The following is a 20,291-nucleotide window of genomic DNA, read 5'->3' as shown; positions in this document are numbered from 1 at the left end:
TTTAAATTGAAAAAACACCTGATTCTTATCAGGTGTTCAGGAGACATTTCGTAACGCTCGGGATAAACAATAGATTTTTCAAAAAATCTTGCAAGGGTTACTTTGTTAAAGATTTGTAATTTCTTAGTCCCTCTTGACAACCATTTGGAATGAGTTTATATTAACTGCCGACGAAGATAATCCGTGTGATAGTGGTGTGAAGTTTTTTCCGAAAGGTTTAGCTTCCAAGTCCCAGCGCGGCAGTTGCATCGTTTGACATTAGCGGTAAAGAAAGCAGGAATCGGATCAGCGAGTGACGCGGCTGATTAGGGGAGTGGGCCTCCGCCTGCGAAATGGCAAACACATCCTCGGTATTTTGATACCGAACCATTAACCAAAAAATGTTGTTTTAACCAATGCACGCCAAGCGTGTGTTGTATTGACTTGTCGTACCCAAAGTCCATGGAGGCCTTGGGTATGGTTTGTCATCATAAGGAAATAATATGGGCGTTTTTATTCATTTAAACGTATCTAATAAGGTCTCTCCGGAACAGTGGGAAAAGGCATACGAAGAAACCCTAACTCTAGTGGAAAAATTCAACCTCGTAGAATACGATGAAATAAAAAAGTTTGATCGTAAAATTTACTGTCTAACACACAGTAAAGAAAGGGAAATTAACGGTCGACTTGGCTGGCTTACAATAGGCGACGGAACTTTTTTGAGGACTGCAGAAGACCATTTTCTTCCTAGAAGAATTCCCGAATCTGATCCAACGGAAGAATACGCCGACCCGTTGATGTACGTTCTTGCACAACATGGTATTGTCAATTTTGAGAACCCCTCCATTAATAACCTTCATGAATACTTTGGAAGCAAAACTCAAGGTGAGCCATACCATATGGCGCTACTTGCCATAGGTTGCTTACTGGACGATCGTTTGAATGGGGAAGCAATTTGCTCTGGCGATATTACCTACGGTCAATGCTATTATGCAATTGAAGAAGCAAATCGTTATCTGAAAACACCGATTAAGACACCTTTACGCTGCGACTTGAACCGCCTTTTCGAACGGGTGTCTAAACTTCCAATAGAAAATGAAAAACGTATTCTAACTTTCGAAGCCACTTATCTAGGTCCAAAGAACAAGGAATACTTTGATTTTATTGAACAAAGGTTTGACGAGTCCGCAAAACGCGATTTTGTCAGAGCAAAACTGAATGGAAATGGACTTGGAACGTATGGATTTTCTAGGAGTATTCGGGACATCCTCGCCTACCCTATTCCCGTTTCCGTTGTTTGCGAAGAGTTTGTCGCCATGAACCCCGAAAGTTTGCTGGGCAACGACAAAACCGGCAACCCATACGAGATGTTCTTAAATCATATTCTAGAGACGAATATCCATGTGCAGAAAAAAGATTTACACAACTGCCTAGATGTAGATGAAGCCTCCGGCGAAACAATGTGTGTAGAAAAACAATTTGCAAGCGTATTCCTTATGGGAGCGAGGAATAAAAATGTTGATCGTTTTGTTCCCCTTGATGAGTTGAAGCAACAACTTGCATCTGTCATCGGCACAAAATGTGATGTAGAAAAAATTGTTGAAGAATATTTAAAAAAGAACGCCTCGGCGAGACCCGATAATTGCACCCTGCTGAATGACGTTCACGACAAATTTAACGCAGAACAAAAAGCTGAAAAAGAAAAATACGATATTGCAGATTATAACCACCTTCCTTTTTACGAAAAGGGCGATTCAATATGCCCAAAACTCCTAGAGCAAATTAAAGAATGGATTGAATTTTATAAGGCGGCAACTAAGGAAGAATATTATGCTGAAATTTCAAAGAAAAAATTTGAGGAAATGTTCAAATATTTTGCCTTACAGAACAAAAACCTTCGTTTGATGAAGGATACATGGGAGAAAATTTTTAAGAATATAGAAACGCATCCAGAAAAATTTGAACGTTATTATCCCATGGTTCGTGTCAGTATCAATTCAGATGGAGTACAGGATTTAGTTCGTGCCTATGTGGAAAACGACGAATTTTATGAATTCTGCCAGACACTATAAGGATTATTGTTCATGAGCGCAAAGTGAAATATGGAAAAGATTAGCCCGGTTTGCGGGGATTTTCTGCATCAAATATCAAAAATATGAGACAATTCTTTGAAGAATGGAATCCAATTTTAAATCGTCAGCCAACGGCTGGCGAATTAGAAAATGCCAAAAATGCACAAAAAGCGATTTCAATGTTCAAGGATGAATACCTGCTGGACTTCATCAATGTTGAAGAGCTTGGCGAACGAAATCCGCAAGATATTGATGAACGAGTTGTTGAAAACTCCATTTAGCACACTTTTAACACTCAAAAATTAAATTTTAGCACACTTTATCACTCTGAAAATTATATTTTAGCACACTAAGGAACAGAGATATGGAAGACAATGTCATTTTGCAGGTGCTTGCCGAACAGAAAGAAGAAATCCTGAACATGGATACATCTTCCCTCGTGCCACGTTTTGAGGAATCTCTATTTGAGTTTGATTCTGCCTTGGCCCAAGTGGTCATCGGCGTTAGACGCAGTGGAAAATCTACACTTTGCCATAAGGCACTAAAGAGCAATAACATTTTGTACGCTTACGCGAACCTTGATGATGACCGTCTCTATGGGATTTCCACAGAGGATTTGAACAAACTTCTCTGCGCCTTATACCAGATTTATGGAACAGACATTAAGTACGTATTCCTAGATGAAATTCAGAACGTCGACGGCTGGCATCTTTTCGTGAACAGGCTCCTGAGATCTGGAATGCGAGTTTTTGTTACAGGCTCAAACGCAAAACTCCTTAGCAGCGAACTTGCTACCCACCTTACAGGCCGCTACAACGAAATAAAACTTTACCCATTCTCGTTTGCTGAATACTGCAAGTTTCACAATGTTGAAACTAGTGGCGTCACCACCAAGGCCGATGCCGCAAGAAAGATCGCGTTCAACAAATACCTGCACGACGGCGGTTTTCCAGAACTGCAGTCCATCAAAAATAAGCGAGCTTACATACAAAGTTTAATCACATCGATTATCCAAAAAGACATCAAGCACAGATTCAACATCCGAAACGCCGAAGTTCTGCAAACCATTGCGAATCATTTCATCAACAATAATTGTCAGGAGATTAACTACAAGGAAATCGCAAAACAATTTGAATTGAGCGCAACTACCATCGCCAAATACGTTGACTACCTAAAGCAAGCTTTTTTGATTTGCCTTTTAAGCAAGCATACCTTCAAAAGCAAGGAACGTCTTCGCAACCAAAAAAGCTATGTCGTCGACACCGGCATTATTGACAATCGCGAAGATATTCTCTCCCCAGAAAATCTCGGGTGGCGTCTGGAAAACGTAGTTTTCATAGAATTGCTGCGAAGGGCGGCCAAAGATTTTCAGGATGTTTATTTCTACAAGCCCACTACACAATCTAAGGAAGTTGATTTTGCTGTATGCAGCCAAGGAAAAGTTGTAGAGCTTGTGCAAGTCGCCTATGACATCAGCACAGAAAAAAGTTTCAAGAGAGAAACATCTGCGCTTGTTAATGCTGCAAGCAAGTGCGACTGCGAAAAGCTGACCTTGATTGCATTTAACGAAAGCCGCGAGGTTCTAGTACAAAACAAAAAAATAAGCATCCAATCAGCCATCGACTGGATGCTTAATTAGAACAAGCGATTACGGCTTACTTAAAGTTCGCAGTCACCTTCAAGCCATCCGTAGGATCAATGGTGCGAGTTGCGTCCTTGATGCCATCGCTCCAGCCAGTAAACATGGCACCGTCCTTGGGAACGGCAGTGAGTGTCACGGGCGTTCCCTTGAAAAACTTTATTTTCTGGGAGGATTTATCCAGCGGCAAGTAATGAACTTGCACGGTGCCGTTGCCGGAACTTGCGAGAGTTACGTCAACCATTTCGCCTAAGGCGAAGTGTTCCTGCATTTCGCTGCGGACCACATCCTGGCGGGTGGTGGCGAAGGTCTTGATTCTGCCTTCGTGTTCTGTCATGGTAGCAACGTTCTTGCTCCAGCGCTTTTGATCGCGGGCAATTTCTGCGGAGATGTCGCCCTGCAATTTATTCATGCGGGCAACCACTCGTTCTGAACTAAAGTTCATACAAAGTGTGGTTGCAATCTGGTTGATAAATGCGGCCTTGAAATTTTCATTCTTCAGCAACATGCGCAGGTGCAGAGTAAACTCAGGATTGTTGGGCCAGCCGGAATTTTCAGCTGTGACAAACTCGAAAATATTTCCTGTCAACTTGCTCTGGGTATTGTCGAAAGCCATATCCGTATCGAACATAAACCACTTCCAGGCAGTCTTGGGATTTTTACTGCGCCAGATCTTTCGGTTGTTGCCGGGCCAGTCGCGGTTGTCTGCAAAAATTTCTGCAGCGTAGTAATTGATTAGGTTGTTCAAGTCCAGCTGTTCGTTGATTTTTTCCAAATCCTCGTCGGTCATTTTCGAAGTCAACAGCAGGTTGGTCAAATCCCTGAAATCCACCGGAGAACCTGTGGCCACGTCACCGGAACTGATCAGCAAATCAATCTGATCACCGTCCAAGTTGTAGTTGGCCAAGTAGTAATTCTTGTTGGAAGATTCGCGGATGTTATGGATGCCGTAGTATTCACCGTTGTAGAAAACGATAGAAGCGCGGCCGTGCTGGTAATCAACGCCCAGACCCTCCGTAATGGAGGATGCCAGCATATCGCGAATGTAGTCAAAGTGGAAATTATTTCCGTTATTGCGGAGCTTGAAACTCTTGAACTTTTTCAGGTTGGGGAATTCCGGGAACAGCGCGTAATCCAGCTTGTTCTTTCCGTACTTTTCGCGGAAGGTGATTTCCACAGATTTCTTGGCCCAGGTGCGGGTGGCGTTACCGCTCATGGCAAGGCCTGCATTCTCGCTAAAACCAGGCGCAGTTTTCCCCGGTTCCAGCAATTCGATGTTCACAGGAATTTCCTTGTCGCCCCAGAAATTCTCGTTCTTGAACAAGCCGGAATCCGCATGGAACATCTGCAGGGGATCTCCAGTAATAAACACGGAGGCAACCGTTGGCTGTTCCTCGAAAATGTAAGTGCGATTGATGACATTACCAGGAACTGCGCCGTCGGTAAAAGTAGCGCAACGCAAAACCGTGGTGGTATCAATCTTCAATTCAGCAGCCATCAGCGGGCTCGTGGCCGTAGGAACAGTGCCGCCCTTTTCGCAGCGGTAATCGTCGGCGCTTCCAAACGCAATACTAAATGCCTTTGAATAAAAACCGGAGTTGGGGAATTCTGTTTTCGCATTTTGTGATGCTGCGTTTTCCACTGCGCCAGCTGTTGCGCCGTAAGGAGTTGCAGCGGCAAAGCCCCAACGTTTCGCGCCGTCTGAACCAGCGCCGGTCGCGACTTCCAAAGACCAGGTTTTTCCAATGACAGCCGCAGGATACATCACAGAATCCACCAACTGTTTTTCGCCGTTAAACAAGTAAAGGGAACCGCCTTCCTTCTTGGACTTGAAATTAGCATGAGGTTCATGACCGCGGCTATAGGCGATGTAGCTGAAAACCTTAATATTCTTCGCAATGGAATCGTGGTTATCAATATCCAGGCGAACGCCCGTAATTTGAGCCATGTTAGGATAGTCCGTGTGGAGCGTAGGCCTGATGGAATAAACCGTGTTGGAATCGCCCGTGCCTTCCAAAATCTTGGTCCAGCCCTTCACATCGCGGAAGCCCTTCTGGGTCAGCTTGAAGTTGATGGAATGGCCTTCGGGAATATAGGCCCTCATCTGGAACATATTTACATTGGAAAGATCTACAGGAACCTTCTCCTTGTCCGTCGCGCCCTTTTCCGTTGCGCCGATAGTCAAGGCCAGAACATAATAGCCCAAAGTTCCCTTCACGGGAATATACTGGGCGCCAGCCCTGTTGGCTCCGTTTTCCACAAAGCAAAAATCAGACTGACCCGGCAACGGCTTGATTTCGCTATTACCGCGACCTGCATAACTTACCGCATCCGATTCCGTTTCGCAATAGGAACTCAAAAGATCTGTGGTATCGTGGGGCGCCACAAAGTCAGGCAAGTTTCTACCGGACAAATACACAATCATATGGGACTTAGCTTTGACCACCACATCACCGAACTTGAACTTCGCGGGATCCGACAAAGTATTGGTCAAGTAAAATCCCTTCAGGTTCACCGCCGTGTCCGCAGGATTATAAACTTCCACCCAGCCGGCGTCACCGCCTTCCTCATCCTTGTAAGACAAGTTCACAACATCCACTTCGGTAAAAACCACCGGGGGCTTTGCCACTACAGCAATCGTGTCTGCGACGGAACCTGACGAACTCGCCATAGAGTCCGCAGCGGAACTAGACGATGCTTCTGACGAACCCGCCGACGCACCTTCAGACGTTCCCTCAACAGATGAACTGGAAACACTCGGGACTATAGATCCTGCGGAGTACCCCGCACTAGAGGAGCTCAAGGATTCTTCAGAATCCGAAGACAGTCCTCCCAAAGGTTGCTCCTCCGGGGCCGTAGAACTTTTTTCGTCGCCACAAGCACCAAGGCCTAACGCCAGCGCACTCAAAATGCCAGCAAAAGCAAATTTCATTCTCTTCATTTTCCAAAACCACCAATCTTTATGAACAAGATAACTTGAATATATAAAAGAAAAGGCGCCTCCTAGGAGACACCTTCTCAAAAATCAACACTCTCTTTACGTTTGGGAAAGGAGAGTGTTAGGGAGGGCGATGCCTTCCCTTATCTATTTAAGCCTTGATGACCTTGTTGGCACCTTCGTCCCAGTTCTTGCCGTCGCAAACGAACTTGTATTCGTATTCGCCGGGGAGGACTTCCAGCTTGATCTTCCAGAGACCAGACTTCTTGTCCTTCTTCAGCATGTCAACGTCAACCATCCAGTTGTTGAAGGAACCAGCAACGGAAACGGTGGTTGCCAGGGGGCATTCAGCTTCGAGAACCACAGCCACCTTCTTAGCAGCCTTGGGAGCAGCCTTCTTAGCGGGAGCCTTCTTTTCTGCAGCGGGCTTAGCAGCGGCCTTGGGGGCAGCAGCCTTTGCAGCCGGCTTAGCGGCAGCCTTGGCGGGAGCAGCCTTTGCTGCAACCTTCTTTTCTTCGGCCTTGGCAACAACCTTCTTTTCAGCAGCCTTTGCAGGAGCCTTCTTTTCGGTAGCCTTAGCAGCCGGCTTTGCGCAAGCCTTCTTAGCAGCGGGCTTTGCTACAACAGTCTTAGTACCTTTAGACATTATTTTTCTCCTTGTTTAATTTGCGTGCAATAATAGTAAAAAAATATTTATCTGTCTAATCTTTTGCAAATTTTGTGCCAAGGCGCTCCAGAGTCTTGCGAGTCATAGTCAAAATTTCTAACTTGCCATACATGAAGCAGATTATCGCACCTAGCGTATTGAACGCAAACTTTTTGGAACTGGGTAACGGTCTGAAGGCCATCGAGAATGGCGGCGCAGGCCTCGTTCACCTGGATATCATGGACGGAAACTTCGTTCCCAACATCAGCTTTGGCCCGGGCATTTCCGCCTGCGTCAAGAAGGGCACCAACCTGCCCCTGGATTGCCACCTGATGATTGCCAATCCCGAAAACTACGTGGCTGAATTTGCCAAGGCCGGCGCACACCTCATCAGCGTCCATGCCGAAACCACCAACCACCTGGATCGCCTGCTGCACCAGATTCAAGAACTCGGCGTCAAGCCCGCTGTGGCAATCAACCCCGCAACGCCCCTTGCAAACATCAAGCATGTGCTGGACATCGTGGACATGGTCCTCGTCATGTCTGTGAACCCGGGTTTCGGTGGCCAGAGCCTCATCCCCTATTGCCTGGACAAGATCCGCGAACTTCGCCAGATGAAGCCGGAACTGGACATCCAGATCGATGGCGGCGTCAAGCTGGACAACATCCTAGCTTGCAAGGAAGCAGGCGCAAACGTATTCGTGGTGGGTTCCGCCATTTTCGGCAAGCCCAATCCTGAAGAAGTGTGCCGCGAATTCGTCAAGCTCGTCAACGGTTAATTAAAGCCGTCATTCTGGAAGGTACGTCGTTCCCCACGTCATCCTGAGCGAAGTCGAAGGATCTAGCTTTTACAAATTCCGCAAAATCTATCCGCAAGGGTTTATAAAATGAAAAACTCCAGCTTTCGGGCTGGAGTTTTTTCATCCGGAAAAGATCCGTATTTCTCTAGTGGAGTTTCGCCCCATTTACGCGGAACAATTTGTCGCTGGCTCCGTCGCGGGAATTGCCGCGACCATCGCGGATCTGGATTTTCTGGTCATTACGTTCTATGCGGACTCGATTATTCCCACCATTCTCGCTTCGCTCCATACGAGCAGGAATTATTCTGTTTGGATTATTCTTTGACGTCAAGAAAAAAGACCCTATGTGTATTGCATTATTAGGAATAGGATAAAGGTTAGAATACAATCCATTCGCAAAATAAACATCTTCTACATATAAATAGACTCTAAATTCACCAGGTCTTTGAGGGACATTGACCTCGAACTCAATTTCATTTGTTCCGTCAAAAGTCATGGAGGTGTCGTTACCATTGACTTTAATAGTACGGCTATGAACATTTCTGAAATCTACATCTTTCAATGTATCTACATACACAATAGGGATAGAAACCGTATCCAGGAAAAAACAACCATTCCAACTTTCTTCTGGCAAATTTTCCACATGACATTCATCTGTTGAAAGCAATAGCTTTACAGCAGCCTTTCGAGTCAAATTTCCAAAGCCCACATTCTGAACCTTGATTTTACCTTTCAATTGTTCACCCGCAAACACCGTATCCGGCAACCAGGATTCACGCAACACAAAGCGATAACCCAAGTGATCTTCAATGTATTTGTAGCCCGTTAGGGATTCATCCTCCTCGCCATCGTATTCGTAATCCTTGCCGCTAAAGTGGGCTGCCTTCCAGCTGTCAATGACATTGTTGTTCCAATGCATATTCAAATAGCTGGTGTGTGTACGGAAGCCTTCGTGAGCCAAGAATTCAGGCGTATTGATTACCTTGTAGCCGCTGGCTGTTGCAACCGCCTCGCCACCGTAAGGTGTATTGACGCTGTACTTTTCAAGCCAGGCCACGCCTTCCTCGCGGCAGATGGATTTCGCGCAGTCACTGCCCCAGGTTCCGTAATCATATTCCGTCCCGAGATAGCCATCGTTGAACATTCCCACACGATACATGGTGTCGCCCTTGGTTTCCGCAATCTGCTTGAATACATCGCTATCGATGTTGAAATCTACGCCCCAGTTTTCAAACCCAAGGACCGCCGCAGAATAGTTCGCCGTGCGGGTGAGAATTTTCAACTCCGGCGGCGTCAGGCGCAACATCTTGTTCACCGCCTCAGCCACACGCGCATAAGTAATACTGGTATCGGAATGCATTTCACCGAAGGCTCCGTGCATGCCCATTTCGAGAGCCACCACAATGTCAATGTTCTTTGTCAGGAGAGGGGCCAGCTGTTCAATATGGCGAAGCACCCACTCATGCTCTGCAGTAGTATTAGAGTGGCCATCAAACCACGGGTCGTAACAGAAACGGACAATAACCTTGCTGCCATTCTTACGGATGTTATCAAAGGTGGTCTGCAAAACACTCAGGGCGTCTTCCGTCAAATCCTGGGACTTGCCCCAAGTAGTATCACGCTTGCCCGGCGTGGTCACGGAATCAATGGAGAGCCAAGCGCGGCTACTGAACTCCGCAATATCTGCACGAAGGTGAACCAATTTACCGTAAATGGTTTCCAGAGGCTTCGTACCGTTTGCCTTTACATGGAGCGCCTGTGAATAATAAAAGCCGCGGTCATAATTGGGCAAAGTCTCTAGCTGATCAGTGTAGTCCAAATCCTGCAGCACCAAATAATCCTTGGCTTGCACATTCTGCACGAATAATAAGCCAGTGATTAAAACAAAGGCAAATTCTAAAACTTTATTCTTCATTCCAACCTCACCTCCATAATATAAACCCAAAACACGAAAAAGACACCTAGCTTTCGCCAGGTGTCCTCTCCAACCCTCCTAAAAAAGTGTCTAGATGCCGCCCTTCTTGCTGAAGATGGTATTTGCGTACACCGCACCGTTTTGTACCAGGCGCAAGATGTAGTTGCCGTTCTTCATTCCGGAAATATCCACCGCAAATTCAGACTGGCCAGCCTTCAGCACCTGAGTCATCACCATGCGACCATCCATGGAGAAGATCTTCAAGGAAACGTTGCCCTGCAAGGGTCTTCCCGCATCCAGCTGCAGGATATTCGATGTGGCGCGGGCGCGGAAACCCTCAAATCCAGAAGTAGCATCAGTTGCCCCGCGACGAATCGCCAAAGTTGAATCCACAGTTTCAACAACTTCCGGCTTGGGCTTGTTACGCAGGAGGCGCACTCCAAAGATACCGCCCACCATTCCTGTACTTGCCTGGAACTTTACGGTAATGACCTTCTTGCCCTTCACCATGTTGTCGGGAATGGGATACTTCACATTGACGAATTCATCCACCTTCCACTTGTTCACAATGTTTTCGCTGGCAAGTTTCTCACCGTCAATCATGATGTCGAAGGCGCGGGTGCAACCTTCGTTACCCCAGTAGCGCACCATCAGATCCAGAGAGTCTTCGCTGTTGGTTTCCAGCTCGTAGCTAATGAATCCGCCATCGCCGCCAGAGCACTTACCGGCATCGCGGTAGAATTCACCGTTAGCAGTTCCCGTACTAGAATTTTCATTCTTCATGCGGTGATCTGCTTCGGGCTGCTGTTCACCAGGCGCCACCTTGTCCACCGTCTTGTCATCCAGAGCCAAGGCTTCTTCCTGTTCCTTCTTCAGCTTCTCAAGAACAGTAGGATCGGTCATCACCATCCAATACATCATATAGCGAGCATCGTGCACTTCGTAGAAGGGTTCCAGCAACAAGCCCGCATCCTTCTGGGCGGCGAACAAGTAAGGAGCCTTAAAGTGCAAGGGTTCGCCCTTTACCGGAGTCACCTTGGAAGGAATGTCAGCCTTTTCGCTAGCCAGCATGGGGGCCTGATCCAGAGACTGCAAGGCGCCACCTGCAATATGGCTCCAGCGACCGTCATCAGCAACCAAGCCGCTCAAGCCTTCCGTACCTGTCTTTGCACTAAGCACAATGGGACCGTGAAGAAGTGCCACGTAGTTGTCCACACCACGCAGGTCTTCCGTATGGGTGTACATGGGGTACAGAACTTCCACCACGTCGCCGGACTTTACCGTTCCCGCAGATACATAGCTGGAAACATCGGACTTGGTCACCACGGTATCGCCATTGACGATCACCTTGAATTCGTCGGCCTTCACCCAGTAAGGATGACGCAACATCATCTTGAAACTGCCGGAACCGCTGACGGTAAACTTGGAAGATTCACCCTTCGGGAAGGCGGTTTCCTGCTTGATCTTAACACCCTTTTCGCTCCAGTTCAATTCCGTCGCTGCATAAAGGTTCACGTACAGAGCGTCATTTTCCTTAGTGTAGATGAACTGCGCATACTTACCCGGATTTTCCATGCCGGAGCCAACGCAGCACCACATGCCCGCATTCACCTTGGAATACACGCGGTAATGGCGGGGACGGGCCGGTGTAAAGTAGCAGTAGCCACCGTGAGTCGGATGAATGGTGGAAAGAATATGGTTGAACAAGGCGCGTTCATAGAAGTCCGCATACTTGGCGCTGGGCGTCATGTGGAACAAACGTTCCGTCAGCTTCAGCATATTGTAAGTGTTGCAGGATTCAGGTCCTTCACGTTCCTCGATGTACTTGTTGTACTTGTCGTAATCCGGGAAATGTTCGGAAATACTATTACCGCCAATAGCGATACTACGCTTGTTCACCACGATATCCCAGAAGGTTTCGGCGCCGGCCTTGTAGGTCTTATCGCCACTCAGTTCAGCCACACGGGCGAAACCCACCACCTTGGGCACCTGAGTGTTGGCGTGCTTGTTGGAAAGCACGTCGTTGTTTGCAGCCATGGCGTTCAAGAGCCACTTATGGGACCACTTCTTGGCCGCATCCAAGTACTTGGAGTTCTTGGTAATTTCGTAGGCGTCGGCGTACACTTCATTCATGCCACCGTATTCCGTACCCATCATGGATTCCATGGCGCTATCGTTGAGGCCGTTGGTAATGGTGATGCCCCAGTCGCAAAGAGAAAGGAACATGGTCTTGGCCTTGTCAATGCCACCGTACATCCAGGCATCACGTAAGCCTGCGTAAGTCTTGTGAATGTTGTACCAGGGTACCCAATAACCGCTCTGAGCGCCGGCATTTCCGCCCTTGAATTTCAGCCACATGGACTTTCCATTGGGAACGCCGCTAATGTAGCCTACAAAGTTTGCGTCCTTGGAATTCTGCTTCTGGATGATTTCCAGCTCGTCCACCACATATTCCATACGCTTCTTGATATTTGCGTCGCCGGTAGCTGCATAATGCATGGCCAGGGCACTCAAGTAATGACCCAGAACGTGGCCATCCAGGCCCGCCCAGTTACTGAACTTGGTTGCCTTCGGGGTCATACCCGCTTCTTCATAAAAAGGCGCAATCAGCTTATCCGTGTCATAAGCCAAAAGAGTTTCGCCGTTCAAGTCCTGGCGATCCTTCAGGGGGCCATCCAAGAGCTTAACAGCAGACAGCGGAAACATTTCCGTATAAAGCTGATCCTGTGCAAAACCAATGCCTGCCGCAAGACCCAGCGACAAGGCAACCAAGCGGAACTTTCCAGAAAGAGAGCCGCGAATAGAGCTTTTAATTGATACTCCGAACATATTGTTCCCTCGTGATTATCTACATACACCTATCCAGGGAATTTCCCATTCTAAAAATAGGACCGAAAAAGCCCTAAATCCACCCCCTCATCGCAAACAGTTTTGCAGAAATTGCAAAAACCAAACCGCCAGAAATGACAAAAGACCCCGCTTGCGCGAGGTCCTTTTAAACTCTTAATTCAACAATCCGGAGGATTATTTCACAGAGGCAGCCTTGTTCCCCAGATAAACCGCCTGGAGGGCGCCAGAGATATAAGCCAGGGGAGCATTCCAGTTAATGGCCACTTCGTTGGTAGCATAGCTGCAACGGTTGTCGATGTAGGCCAGAGCCGGCTTGTCTGCGGCGGCATAGTTGGGGCACTTCCAAAGTTCCTTGCCGTCCAGGTTAATATCCTGCTTGCCCAGGTGAGGTCCACCCACCAGCATACCCGGCACCGGATCGTCCACCAGGTCGCCTTCGCTGGGGCGGTGGTGCGGGAATCGAGCGCTACGATAGCCGAAGCCTGTCACGTAGGAGATTTCCATGGGGTTCTTGCCCAGCAGATAGTCAAGGACCTGCTGTGCGCCATCCACGTAGCTCTTGTCGCCGGTCAGGTAATAGGCGTGGAGCAATACCATGGCGTTATTGGCCATAGCGCTATTGGAACCCCAGTTCCAGCTCCAGGGGAATGCAGGCAGATGGTAACCGCTAGTATCACCCACAGCACGCAGGTTGTTGGCTTCGTCCATCACCACCTTCTTTGCGGCCTTGTTCAAGTCAGCACCGAAAGTTGCAGCGTCCTTGGCCACGCGGAATGCGGCAAGCATATTCACGTTGCCCCACCAGGCGCCATCGGGAGTAAACTTGTTCTTCTTCAGGTCAGCCAGGTAACCTGCAGCGGCCTTGTCCTTGCCGGCACCGTAGGCAACCTTGGCGCGATAAAGTTCAGCGGCAGCCCAGCGGAATTCATCCTTGCCGTCTTCACCACCATGCATGTATTCACCGGTCTGCACATCAGAAGGCTGCTTGTAGAATGCCTTGGGATACTTCTTAGCCCAGGCGTAAGCCTTTTCTGCAGCCTTCAGGCAAGTTTCCGCATAAGCAGCATCGGCCTTCTTGTAAATCACGGAAGCCTGGGCCATGACTGCGGCAAAATCCAGAGTTGCGGTGACGTTCTTGATAATGGCATAGCGGGGAGCGCCATCCAGTTCCGGCATCACGGAAGCGCCAAACATCAAGGTGGTAACCTTATGGTAAACGCCACCGTCAACATCCTGCATGGTAAGCATCCAGTCCAGATTGTACTTCACTTCTTCCAGAAGCGCCGGGTAGTTCTTCAACTCGCGGGGAATGTTCCAGGAGAGGGTATCCATATAAGTCGGGAAATCCTCGTACATTTCCAGCAGGGTGAACACGGTAATGCCGGAGTTCACGATATACTTGCCGTAGTCGCCCGCATCGTACCAACCCTTGGAAGAGTTGATCATCACGTTCTGACCAGCCTTGGGATGCTTCTTCCCTACAGCCTTCTCGTAGCCAGGAGCGGTACGGGCATCGGTACCATAGACGATCACCTGGTCATCGGGATGGCCGGCGGCACGGACCCACTTTCCACCGTACTGGGCCTCGATAGGCATGCTGGCACGCTGGTAATAGAACCACTTGATGGCACCCTTGGTCAACTCTTCATAAACGCAGTCACCAATGACAATGGGGTTGCCCAGGTATTCGCCACCGCGGTAGAGGCGGTAGGTTCCCGGAGTCTTCACGGCGGAAAAGTCGTATGTCTGAACTTCTTCCCCGCTGTATTCCCAGTCATAGACCATGGGGGCATCCATCTTCAGGACAGTCTTTCCATTAAGGTCACGGACTTCCAGCTCGTTGGCATCACTGCCCGGCACAATGGCCAGTTTCTCGGATTCCGGGGTAAAGCCCAGCTGGTTGATCAAAAGGGGGCCGGCGACAGCGCTTGTGGACAAGGCGCTACCCAGCGCAACAGACAAAACAACAGAATTAAACTTTTTCATGTCCTGAATATACTTACAAAACAAGATTTTGTGCTAAAGCAACCCACATTTTTATGTTTTCAAAAGGAACCAAAAGCCCCAAAAATCACTTCCAGTATATACGAAAGGCCATTTCAACATCATCCGTTCCAAAAGAGCTTTGTTTGTGAAGCCAACAATTGCAATCAAAATACGACAGGTAATCATCTGATATGGGAAATGAAAAATATTCGCCCTGAATATTACCTCTATAATACTCAAAATTTTTTTCAACATACCCTTTTTTTCTCCAAAATAAAGTCACACGGCAATTATCCAAAACCTTCACCCGTACAGAATCACCATCATACTCATAGGAATGGACTATTTCAGATACATCGATATCATAATCCTTCGACACCTTATCCGCATCAATTAAAGAGAACTTAATATGGTCTTCATGAATTAAAGGAAAATTGAAATATTCACCATTTTTAAACCACCAGGAAGCATCTTCTTTCTCTTTTACAGAAAACATATACGTTCTATCACTTCGCACAGAAACCAGCGAATCATCCGACTGAAGCATTAAATTAAAATCAAGGCCACAAGAGCCTCGAATAGTATCACGAAAAGCCCCTGAAAAATACAAGTTTAAGTCACATCCATCATCAAAATTACATTTTGTATAAAAGTGCAACAGCAAATTACTCTCGGCATGTCTTTTCGTGCTTCCGTCACAACAACTGACAAAAGTTCCATCACAGCCAGCATTCATATCACACCCTAAAAAAATCAGCAAAGGCGGGATCACCCATAAAAGCTTTTGCACAATCTACCTCAACAATAAAATCGGAACAGCAGGTAAATACGCATTAGAGTATTTGCCGTTTACAACAGAGCCATCCTTTCTGGCAAAAGAATAATTAGTTTTTGAAACTTTCACTGACTCACACTCCTCTTCCCTACCCTTTTCAACACAAGTCAGTCTTCCATCTAAAACCCAAGAAGAATTCCACTTACCATCATTCTCTAAGTTTGTAAACATCGTTATTCCATTTGAAAACACATCGCCAGAACACTCATCAAATGGAAGTACATCACAAATTTTGAATTTTTCACCCCTTGGCGGAACGACAAGCCGCAGTCTTTTATTCAAACTCATAAAACATTGATAATTCTCTTTACAATTCAATTCATCCCTTTCAAGGGAGGTTTCACCCAAAGCATAAGTCATTACGTATGTCAAGGCATTTTCATCACTCAACGAATAAGGATAATTCGTAAGCACAACCTCTCCTCTATCATTAAAATGAAAATCTGCCCTGAACACTTTCTGCACTATATCAAAGCCATTTTGATTATTTTCAGCGCCTAAGTCCACCGCATCCTTCTGTGCGGAACTATACAATTTTAATTTCGTATTTTTCCAAGAATTAATCGGTGAATTTGCTAGCCAATTCAACCCAGCCATGTTCGGCCGGTCAATTACCCAAAAGTTTTCGCCAAAATACAGAATTGTTCGATTATTTTCAATTACAGCATCATAGGTATCATCTTTTTTATGGGACCAAGTCATCCTTGCCGTATAACCAACGACCTTATTTTCATAATCCTCGATTCGACGTTCCAAAACAGACGCGTCCTGACCACCCTCCACGGTAAAATTATAGTCCTTATTACCAACCCGATTACATAAATCAAATATTCCGATGAGCAAATCTAAACTGAAACCAGGGTAGTCATCCAAAATATCATACGCTCTTGACCAAATATCACTAAAGGGAATATGCTTATTATCACCTTGTCCCTCCTCATAGGTCAACACATTGTGATCATTATAACGATGAAATTTATCAGAGGAACCTCTCTTATCAAAACTAGAATACCCCCTATCCTGAATCAAAAAACCGCTTTTTGAGCTAGAAAGAGTAATTGATAAATTGTCCTGCTGATCATGCGCCTGCCCACGAGTCCAAAGTTCGCCATCTTCGGCAATCATTGAAAGAGCAACAGTATCCCTATTTTTCACCACAGTAATCAGTCCTACACCATCCTTAAAACTTCCCCAAAGAGAATCCCTTTGAGGAAGTATTTTTCTGCTAGATTTATACAAACTATCATCGGGAAACCCAAATGAGACTAGAACATTAATTTTACCGTTTTCAGCCTTTAAAGGGAATGCTTCACTCATCGCCAGGTACTTCGGATCATTCTTTAATTTTGCCCACACACGATAGTCTGGATTATACGTCACACCATCATCAGCTTCCACGGGAATTAAACCTAGAGGATAGTAAACATCTTCCACAACCGTTCTCACCGGCCTCGAGAATTCAAATATGTAATCCGGAGATTTCAAGAATTTTCCGTTAATACCAGGAAAATTCACATTTTTTGATTTATACGCATCTTGTAGCGCCGCTAGAACATAGGTTAAATCATCCCATATATATTGAGAGTAACCCATACCTTCGGAATACCCACCATTCGGACCATAATGACGATTTAAACCACTATTTATCATGTCAAGATTTTCTTTTGTTCCATAATGAATATACTCATACAGAGCCAAACTGCCATATGTTTTCACCACAATGTTATTTTCCGCAAGGAAAGGACCAACAAGTTCTAGCCAGGCACGAATCCCGTCATATGTGGTCTTGTATTTCAAAAGTGAAAAATTTCTAAAGTCATCCCCATTTTTTAACCAAGCTAACAAAGACACCCTTACCATAACATCTGATATTTTTTGAAGAATATCCGTATACCCACCAAAATTATCAACAAGAAAACTTAATCCAGAAATCCCATCTACAGCACAATCGTATGTAGACCCAAGATATCCTAAATCATTACCAACAATCAAATCAAAAAAATCATGACAAGTTTCTGTATAGCCAGAAAGACTAAATAACGATTTATAGAAATTCACATAACTCTGTATTTTTGAACCATTGTAATTCACTACATTAAAACATTGCAAAACACCATCTATGGAGGTTACAGCCTCATCGACAAAGGAACTATGAGACATAAAATAATCCGTATACTTCATTTCCTTTACGGAATCACCAGCTATTGTTTTTAACATACCTTTTTCCTCATCCATGGAAAAAACATATTTGTTTTTTCCATAAGAAGAGTCTCCATCGCTAGGTGGAAATTGTGCAAGTATCGCATCAGCCAGCAAAATGTCCAAATTATCTTTTGTTGTTTCCCATCTGCAAGTTTGTAGCGGAGTCCCTATACCGCATTGAGTTTTAGAAAGCATCTTGAGTGGCATTTCTCTCAATTTTTTCAATTCCTTAATAACATCTACACCATGCTTTCGAATCGCAGCGGTATCCAATTTTCCCTGACCAATACTCCACATTGAATCCTGAGGTGGAAAAAACATATCCTTTACAACACCAAAACTACCACATGCAATGTTTTCAAGCAACGTCAGCACCCAACCAACGCCATTCATAGCACCCGTTTCCACATCCGCGACACTATTAATAGCTCCACTTACAATTCTTTTACATTCTTCCGAAAGTGTTTCACATACGGCCACAGCCGGAAACATTGTGTGTACAATGCCCGTGGTTATAGTTCGGCAAAGAGTACGTAGCCACGAAAAATGTCCCACTTTAAAATAAGCGTAATTTCCTACAATACTATCAACAGATTCCTCAATCCATCGATTTTCCTCTTCAATAAAATGTTCTATGGTTACAGAATCTCGTTCAACATCATAGACAAATTCCAAAGGCAAAGCGAAAACAACACTATCGCCACTATTCAAAACAGCGTGCACATCATAGATTGCACCACGTATAGCTAAATCAGCCGACCTATTAGGTCCTTGCGGATCAAAAGACAATCGTTCTACCGAAGGAATCTTTTTGTCTCTAAAGGAATTTTTATCAAATACAAGGCTAACCACCTCCTTTGTATAAGGAGTCTGTCCAAATAAGTAATCAACCTTAATAGAATCCTCTGAAAAAATGTTTTCTTTAGCCTTTACCTCTGTTTTAGAAACCGATTTTGACTCAACCCACCATCTAACTCTCACCTTTCTATATTCTGGAAAAGCAATCTCAAAGAACGGTACCAAAGAAGTCTTTTGATACAAAGTAAATCTAGAACTCCATCCCTCAACCTTCACCCTTTTTCCACCGACATATACATACCCACGTAATTCGCGACCATCTGTAGCTTCAATCATTACATTAATTTGATTATAAAACCAATCAGGCAGTTTTGTAATTTTAAACATTTCAGAACTACCTTCAAAATTCGTCACTGAGTTAATTTCACCTAGGTCAACATAATCCTTTATTCTGAAAGCATGTACAGAATCAACAAAATGCTGAAGAATGCTACGAATAGAATCTTTCCTAGCACTCTCGAAGCCATCATCACATTTTGATTGAATAGGAGCTGAATCCACCCACCACTGGATAGGAAGTTTTTGTGCTGAACCATAATACTTAACTGAAATAACACTATTGTAAGCAAAATCTATTTGCTTATAAGAGTTATCTAAATAATACTTACACCCATTTATCGTCAAATACCCAGACAATTGCAAAGCAGGAACAGAGTTCACACCTAGCACAACCCTACTCACGCCCCAACTCAGAGGCATGCTATCTAGTACAATTTCATCGCCATCTTGTAAGGAAACGATAGTCGCAACATTGTGATAAATCTTATGAACAGAAGCTAAACCACATTGTGCTAAAATGAACAAAACTACAAGGATATTCCGATAGTTGGCAAGCATAACAATCTATGTGAAAAACTAGTTAAGTAACTCGACTGCCTGAATTGGACAATACATATTTGCTGGGTTGCCTTCATTATCATGGTTCATACGGCATTCTGTATCACTCATTCCCACATTGGCATCGCCTACACCCACCAATGCAAAATTTGGATAAATCAATTGAATCTTGCTTCTTGTCGCATATGCCGTTTGCAGAATAGCCTGATAATCCTTGTAATAAGCACTGGAAGAGGTTACCGCCAATCGTAGACGATATTTTTTTCCATTATAAGTTACATCATACCCCGTATCTACAAAAAACAATCCCGCATTCATCCCTATACTATACGACGATATTGAGTATGCGCAAGACGTTAGCGGAATACCCGCAAAACCATTGGAGTTGCTTCCGTTGCACACAGGTTCGTTCTGGGCAATCGCACTACAAGTGAAAAACATCAACAGAGATAAAAAAACTTTTTTCATTTTTTTCCTTTAAATTTTACATCTATTCTCAAGAGTTAACCCTTACTAAATCTACCAAAAAAAAACGAGGCTTCTAAAAAATTTCCCACCATTTTTATGTTTTCAAAAGGAACCAAGTCGCGGACGCTCCACTTCCGACGAACTAAAAACAAAAATCCCCAAAGGCGAATGTGATGTGAACCCCGAAAGTTGGACACAACCTTCGGGGTTTTCATGTATAAGAAACACACAGAAAAAGAATGGATTCGGGCTTTTGATCTCTACCA

General features: G+C 45.3%; 11 protein-coding genes and 1 pseudogene. 4 read left to right on the top strand and 8 right to left on the bottom strand.

Going from position 1 to position 20,291, the window contains the following annotated elements; genetic code table 11:
- Nucleotides 1–482: 482 nt before the first annotated feature.
- From BUB59_RS06695 to BUB59_RS06685, 3 genes and pseudogenes are all read left to right on the top strand, one after another.
- Nucleotides 483–2,051, top strand: coding sequence for a hypothetical protein (locus BUB59_RS06695; protein WP_073227472.1), 1,569 nt, complete (start codon nt 483–485; stop codon nt 2,049–2,051).
- 44 nt (nt 2,052–2,095) lie between these two features.
- A pseudogene (locus tag BUB59_RS06690) lies at nt 2,096–2,329 on the top strand (hypothetical protein); the annotation flags it as partial.
- A gap of 86 nt (nt 2,330–2,415) precedes the next feature.
- Nucleotides 2,416–3,690, top strand: a complete 1,275-nt coding sequence (locus BUB59_RS06685) for an ATP-binding protein (RefSeq protein WP_073227465.1) — start codon at nt 2,416–2,418, stop codon at nt 3,688–3,690.
- A 16-nt stretch (nt 3,691–3,706) separates the two neighbouring features.
- On the opposite strand, the gene BUB59_RS06680 is transcribed toward BUB59_RS06685, so the two are convergent.
- Complete coding sequence (locus BUB59_RS06680) at nt 3,707–6,622, bottom strand: CotH kinase family protein (protein WP_159433338.1); 2,916 nt, start codon at nt 6,620–6,622, stop codon at nt 3,707–3,709.
- Between the two features lie 157 nt (nt 6,623–6,779).
- A complete protein-coding gene (locus BUB59_RS06670) occupies nt 6,780–7,274 on the bottom strand; it encodes a glycogen-binding domain-containing protein (protein WP_073227458.1) in 495 nt (164 codons plus the stop codon).
- Nucleotides 7,275–7,405: 131 nt separating this feature from the next.
- Between BUB59_RS06670 and rpe the strand changes: the two genes are divergently transcribed.
- The gene (gene rpe, locus BUB59_RS06665; protein ID WP_073227455.1) at nt 7,406–8,053 is read left to right on the top strand and encodes a ribulose-phosphate 3-epimerase; all 648 of its coding nucleotides are present in this window, start codon (nt 7,406–7,408) and stop codon (nt 8,051–8,053) included.
- Nucleotides 8,054–8,219: 166 nt separating this feature from the next.
- Here rpe and BUB59_RS06660 read toward each other — a convergent pair whose 3' ends face one another.
- The 6 genes from BUB59_RS06660 to BUB59_RS06635 all read right to left on the bottom strand — a co-directional run bounded on the left by BUB59_RS06660 (nt 8,220) and on the right by BUB59_RS06635 (nt 20,025).
- A complete protein-coding gene (locus tag BUB59_RS06660) occupies nt 8,220–9,989 on the bottom strand; it encodes a DUF4832 domain-containing protein (protein WP_073227453.1) in 1,770 nt (589 codons plus the stop codon).
- Nucleotides 9,990–10,079: 90 nt separating this feature from the next.
- Entirely contained in the window at nt 10,080–12,818 is a 2,739-nt protein-coding gene (locus tag BUB59_RS06655) for a beta-L-arabinofuranosidase domain-containing protein (protein ID WP_083540208.1), read from the bottom strand.
- A 195-nt stretch (nt 12,819–13,013) separates the two neighbouring features.
- Complete coding sequence (locus BUB59_RS06650; protein ID WP_073227449.1) at nt 13,014–14,825, bottom strand: glycoside hydrolase family 9 protein; 1,812 nt, start codon at nt 14,823–14,825, stop codon at nt 13,014–13,016.
- A gap of 85 nt (nt 14,826–14,910) precedes the next feature.
- Nucleotides 14,911–15,615, bottom strand: a complete 705-nt coding sequence (locus tag BUB59_RS15170) for a hypothetical protein (RefSeq protein ID WP_143160262.1) — start codon at nt 15,613–15,615, stop codon at nt 14,911–14,913.
- 3 nt (nt 15,616–15,618) lie between these two features.
- Nucleotides 15,619–19,557, bottom strand: coding sequence for a carbohydrate kinase family protein (locus BUB59_RS06640; protein ID WP_073227443.1), 3,939 nt, complete (start codon nt 19,555–19,557; stop codon nt 15,619–15,621).
- A gap of 18 nt (nt 19,558–19,575) precedes the next feature.
- The gene (locus BUB59_RS06635; protein WP_073227438.1) at nt 19,576–20,025 is read right to left on the bottom strand and encodes a hypothetical protein; all 450 of its coding nucleotides are present in this window, start codon (nt 20,023–20,025) and stop codon (nt 19,576–19,578) included.
- Nucleotides 20,026–20,291: the final 266 nt, after the last annotated feature.

Origin of the sequence: Fibrobacter sp. UWEL, assembly GCF_900142535.1 — a bacterium.
Taxonomy (GTDB): domain Bacteria; phylum Fibrobacterota; class Fibrobacteria; order Fibrobacterales; family Fibrobacteraceae; genus Fibrobacter.
Note: the sequence above shows the minus strand (reverse complement) of the source record. Positions and strands in the feature narration are given on the sequence as shown.

Coding starts and splice junctions, on each gene's coding strand:
- BUB59_RS06685 (WP_073227465.1), top strand. CDS start 2,416: ATGGAAGACAATGTCATTTTGCAGGTGCTTGCCGAACAGAAAGAAGAA.
- BUB59_RS06680 (WP_159433338.1), bottom strand. CDS start 6,622: ATGAAATTTGCTTTTGCTGGCATTTTGAGTGCGCTGGCGTTAGGCCTT.
- BUB59_RS06660 (WP_073227453.1), bottom strand. CDS start 9,989: ATGAAGAATAAAGTTTTAGAATTTGCCTTTGTTTTAATCACTGGCTTA.
- BUB59_RS06640 (WP_073227443.1), bottom strand. CDS start 19,557: ATGCTTGCCAACTATCGGAATATCCTTGTAGTTTTGTTCATTTTAGCA.
- BUB59_RS06695 (WP_073227472.1), top strand. CDS start 483: ATGGGCGTTTTTATTCATTTAAACGTATCTAATAAGGTCTCTCCGGAA.
- BUB59_RS06655 (WP_083540208.1), bottom strand. CDS start 12,818: ATGTTCGGAGTATCAATTAAAAGCTCTATTCGCGGCTCTCTTTCTGGA.
- rpe (WP_073227455.1), top strand. CDS start 7,406: ATGAAGCAGATTATCGCACCTAGCGTATTGAACGCAAACTTTTTGGAA.
- BUB59_RS06670 (WP_073227458.1), bottom strand. CDS start 7,274: ATGTCTAAAGGTACTAAGACTGTTGTAGCAAAGCCCGCTGCTAAGAAG.
- BUB59_RS06635 (WP_073227438.1), bottom strand. CDS start 20,025: ATGAAAAAAGTTTTTTTATCTCTGTTGATGTTTTTCACTTGTAGTGCG.
- BUB59_RS06650 (WP_073227449.1), bottom strand. CDS start 14,825: ATGAAAAAGTTTAATTCTGTTGTTTTGTCTGTTGCGCTGGGTAGCGCC.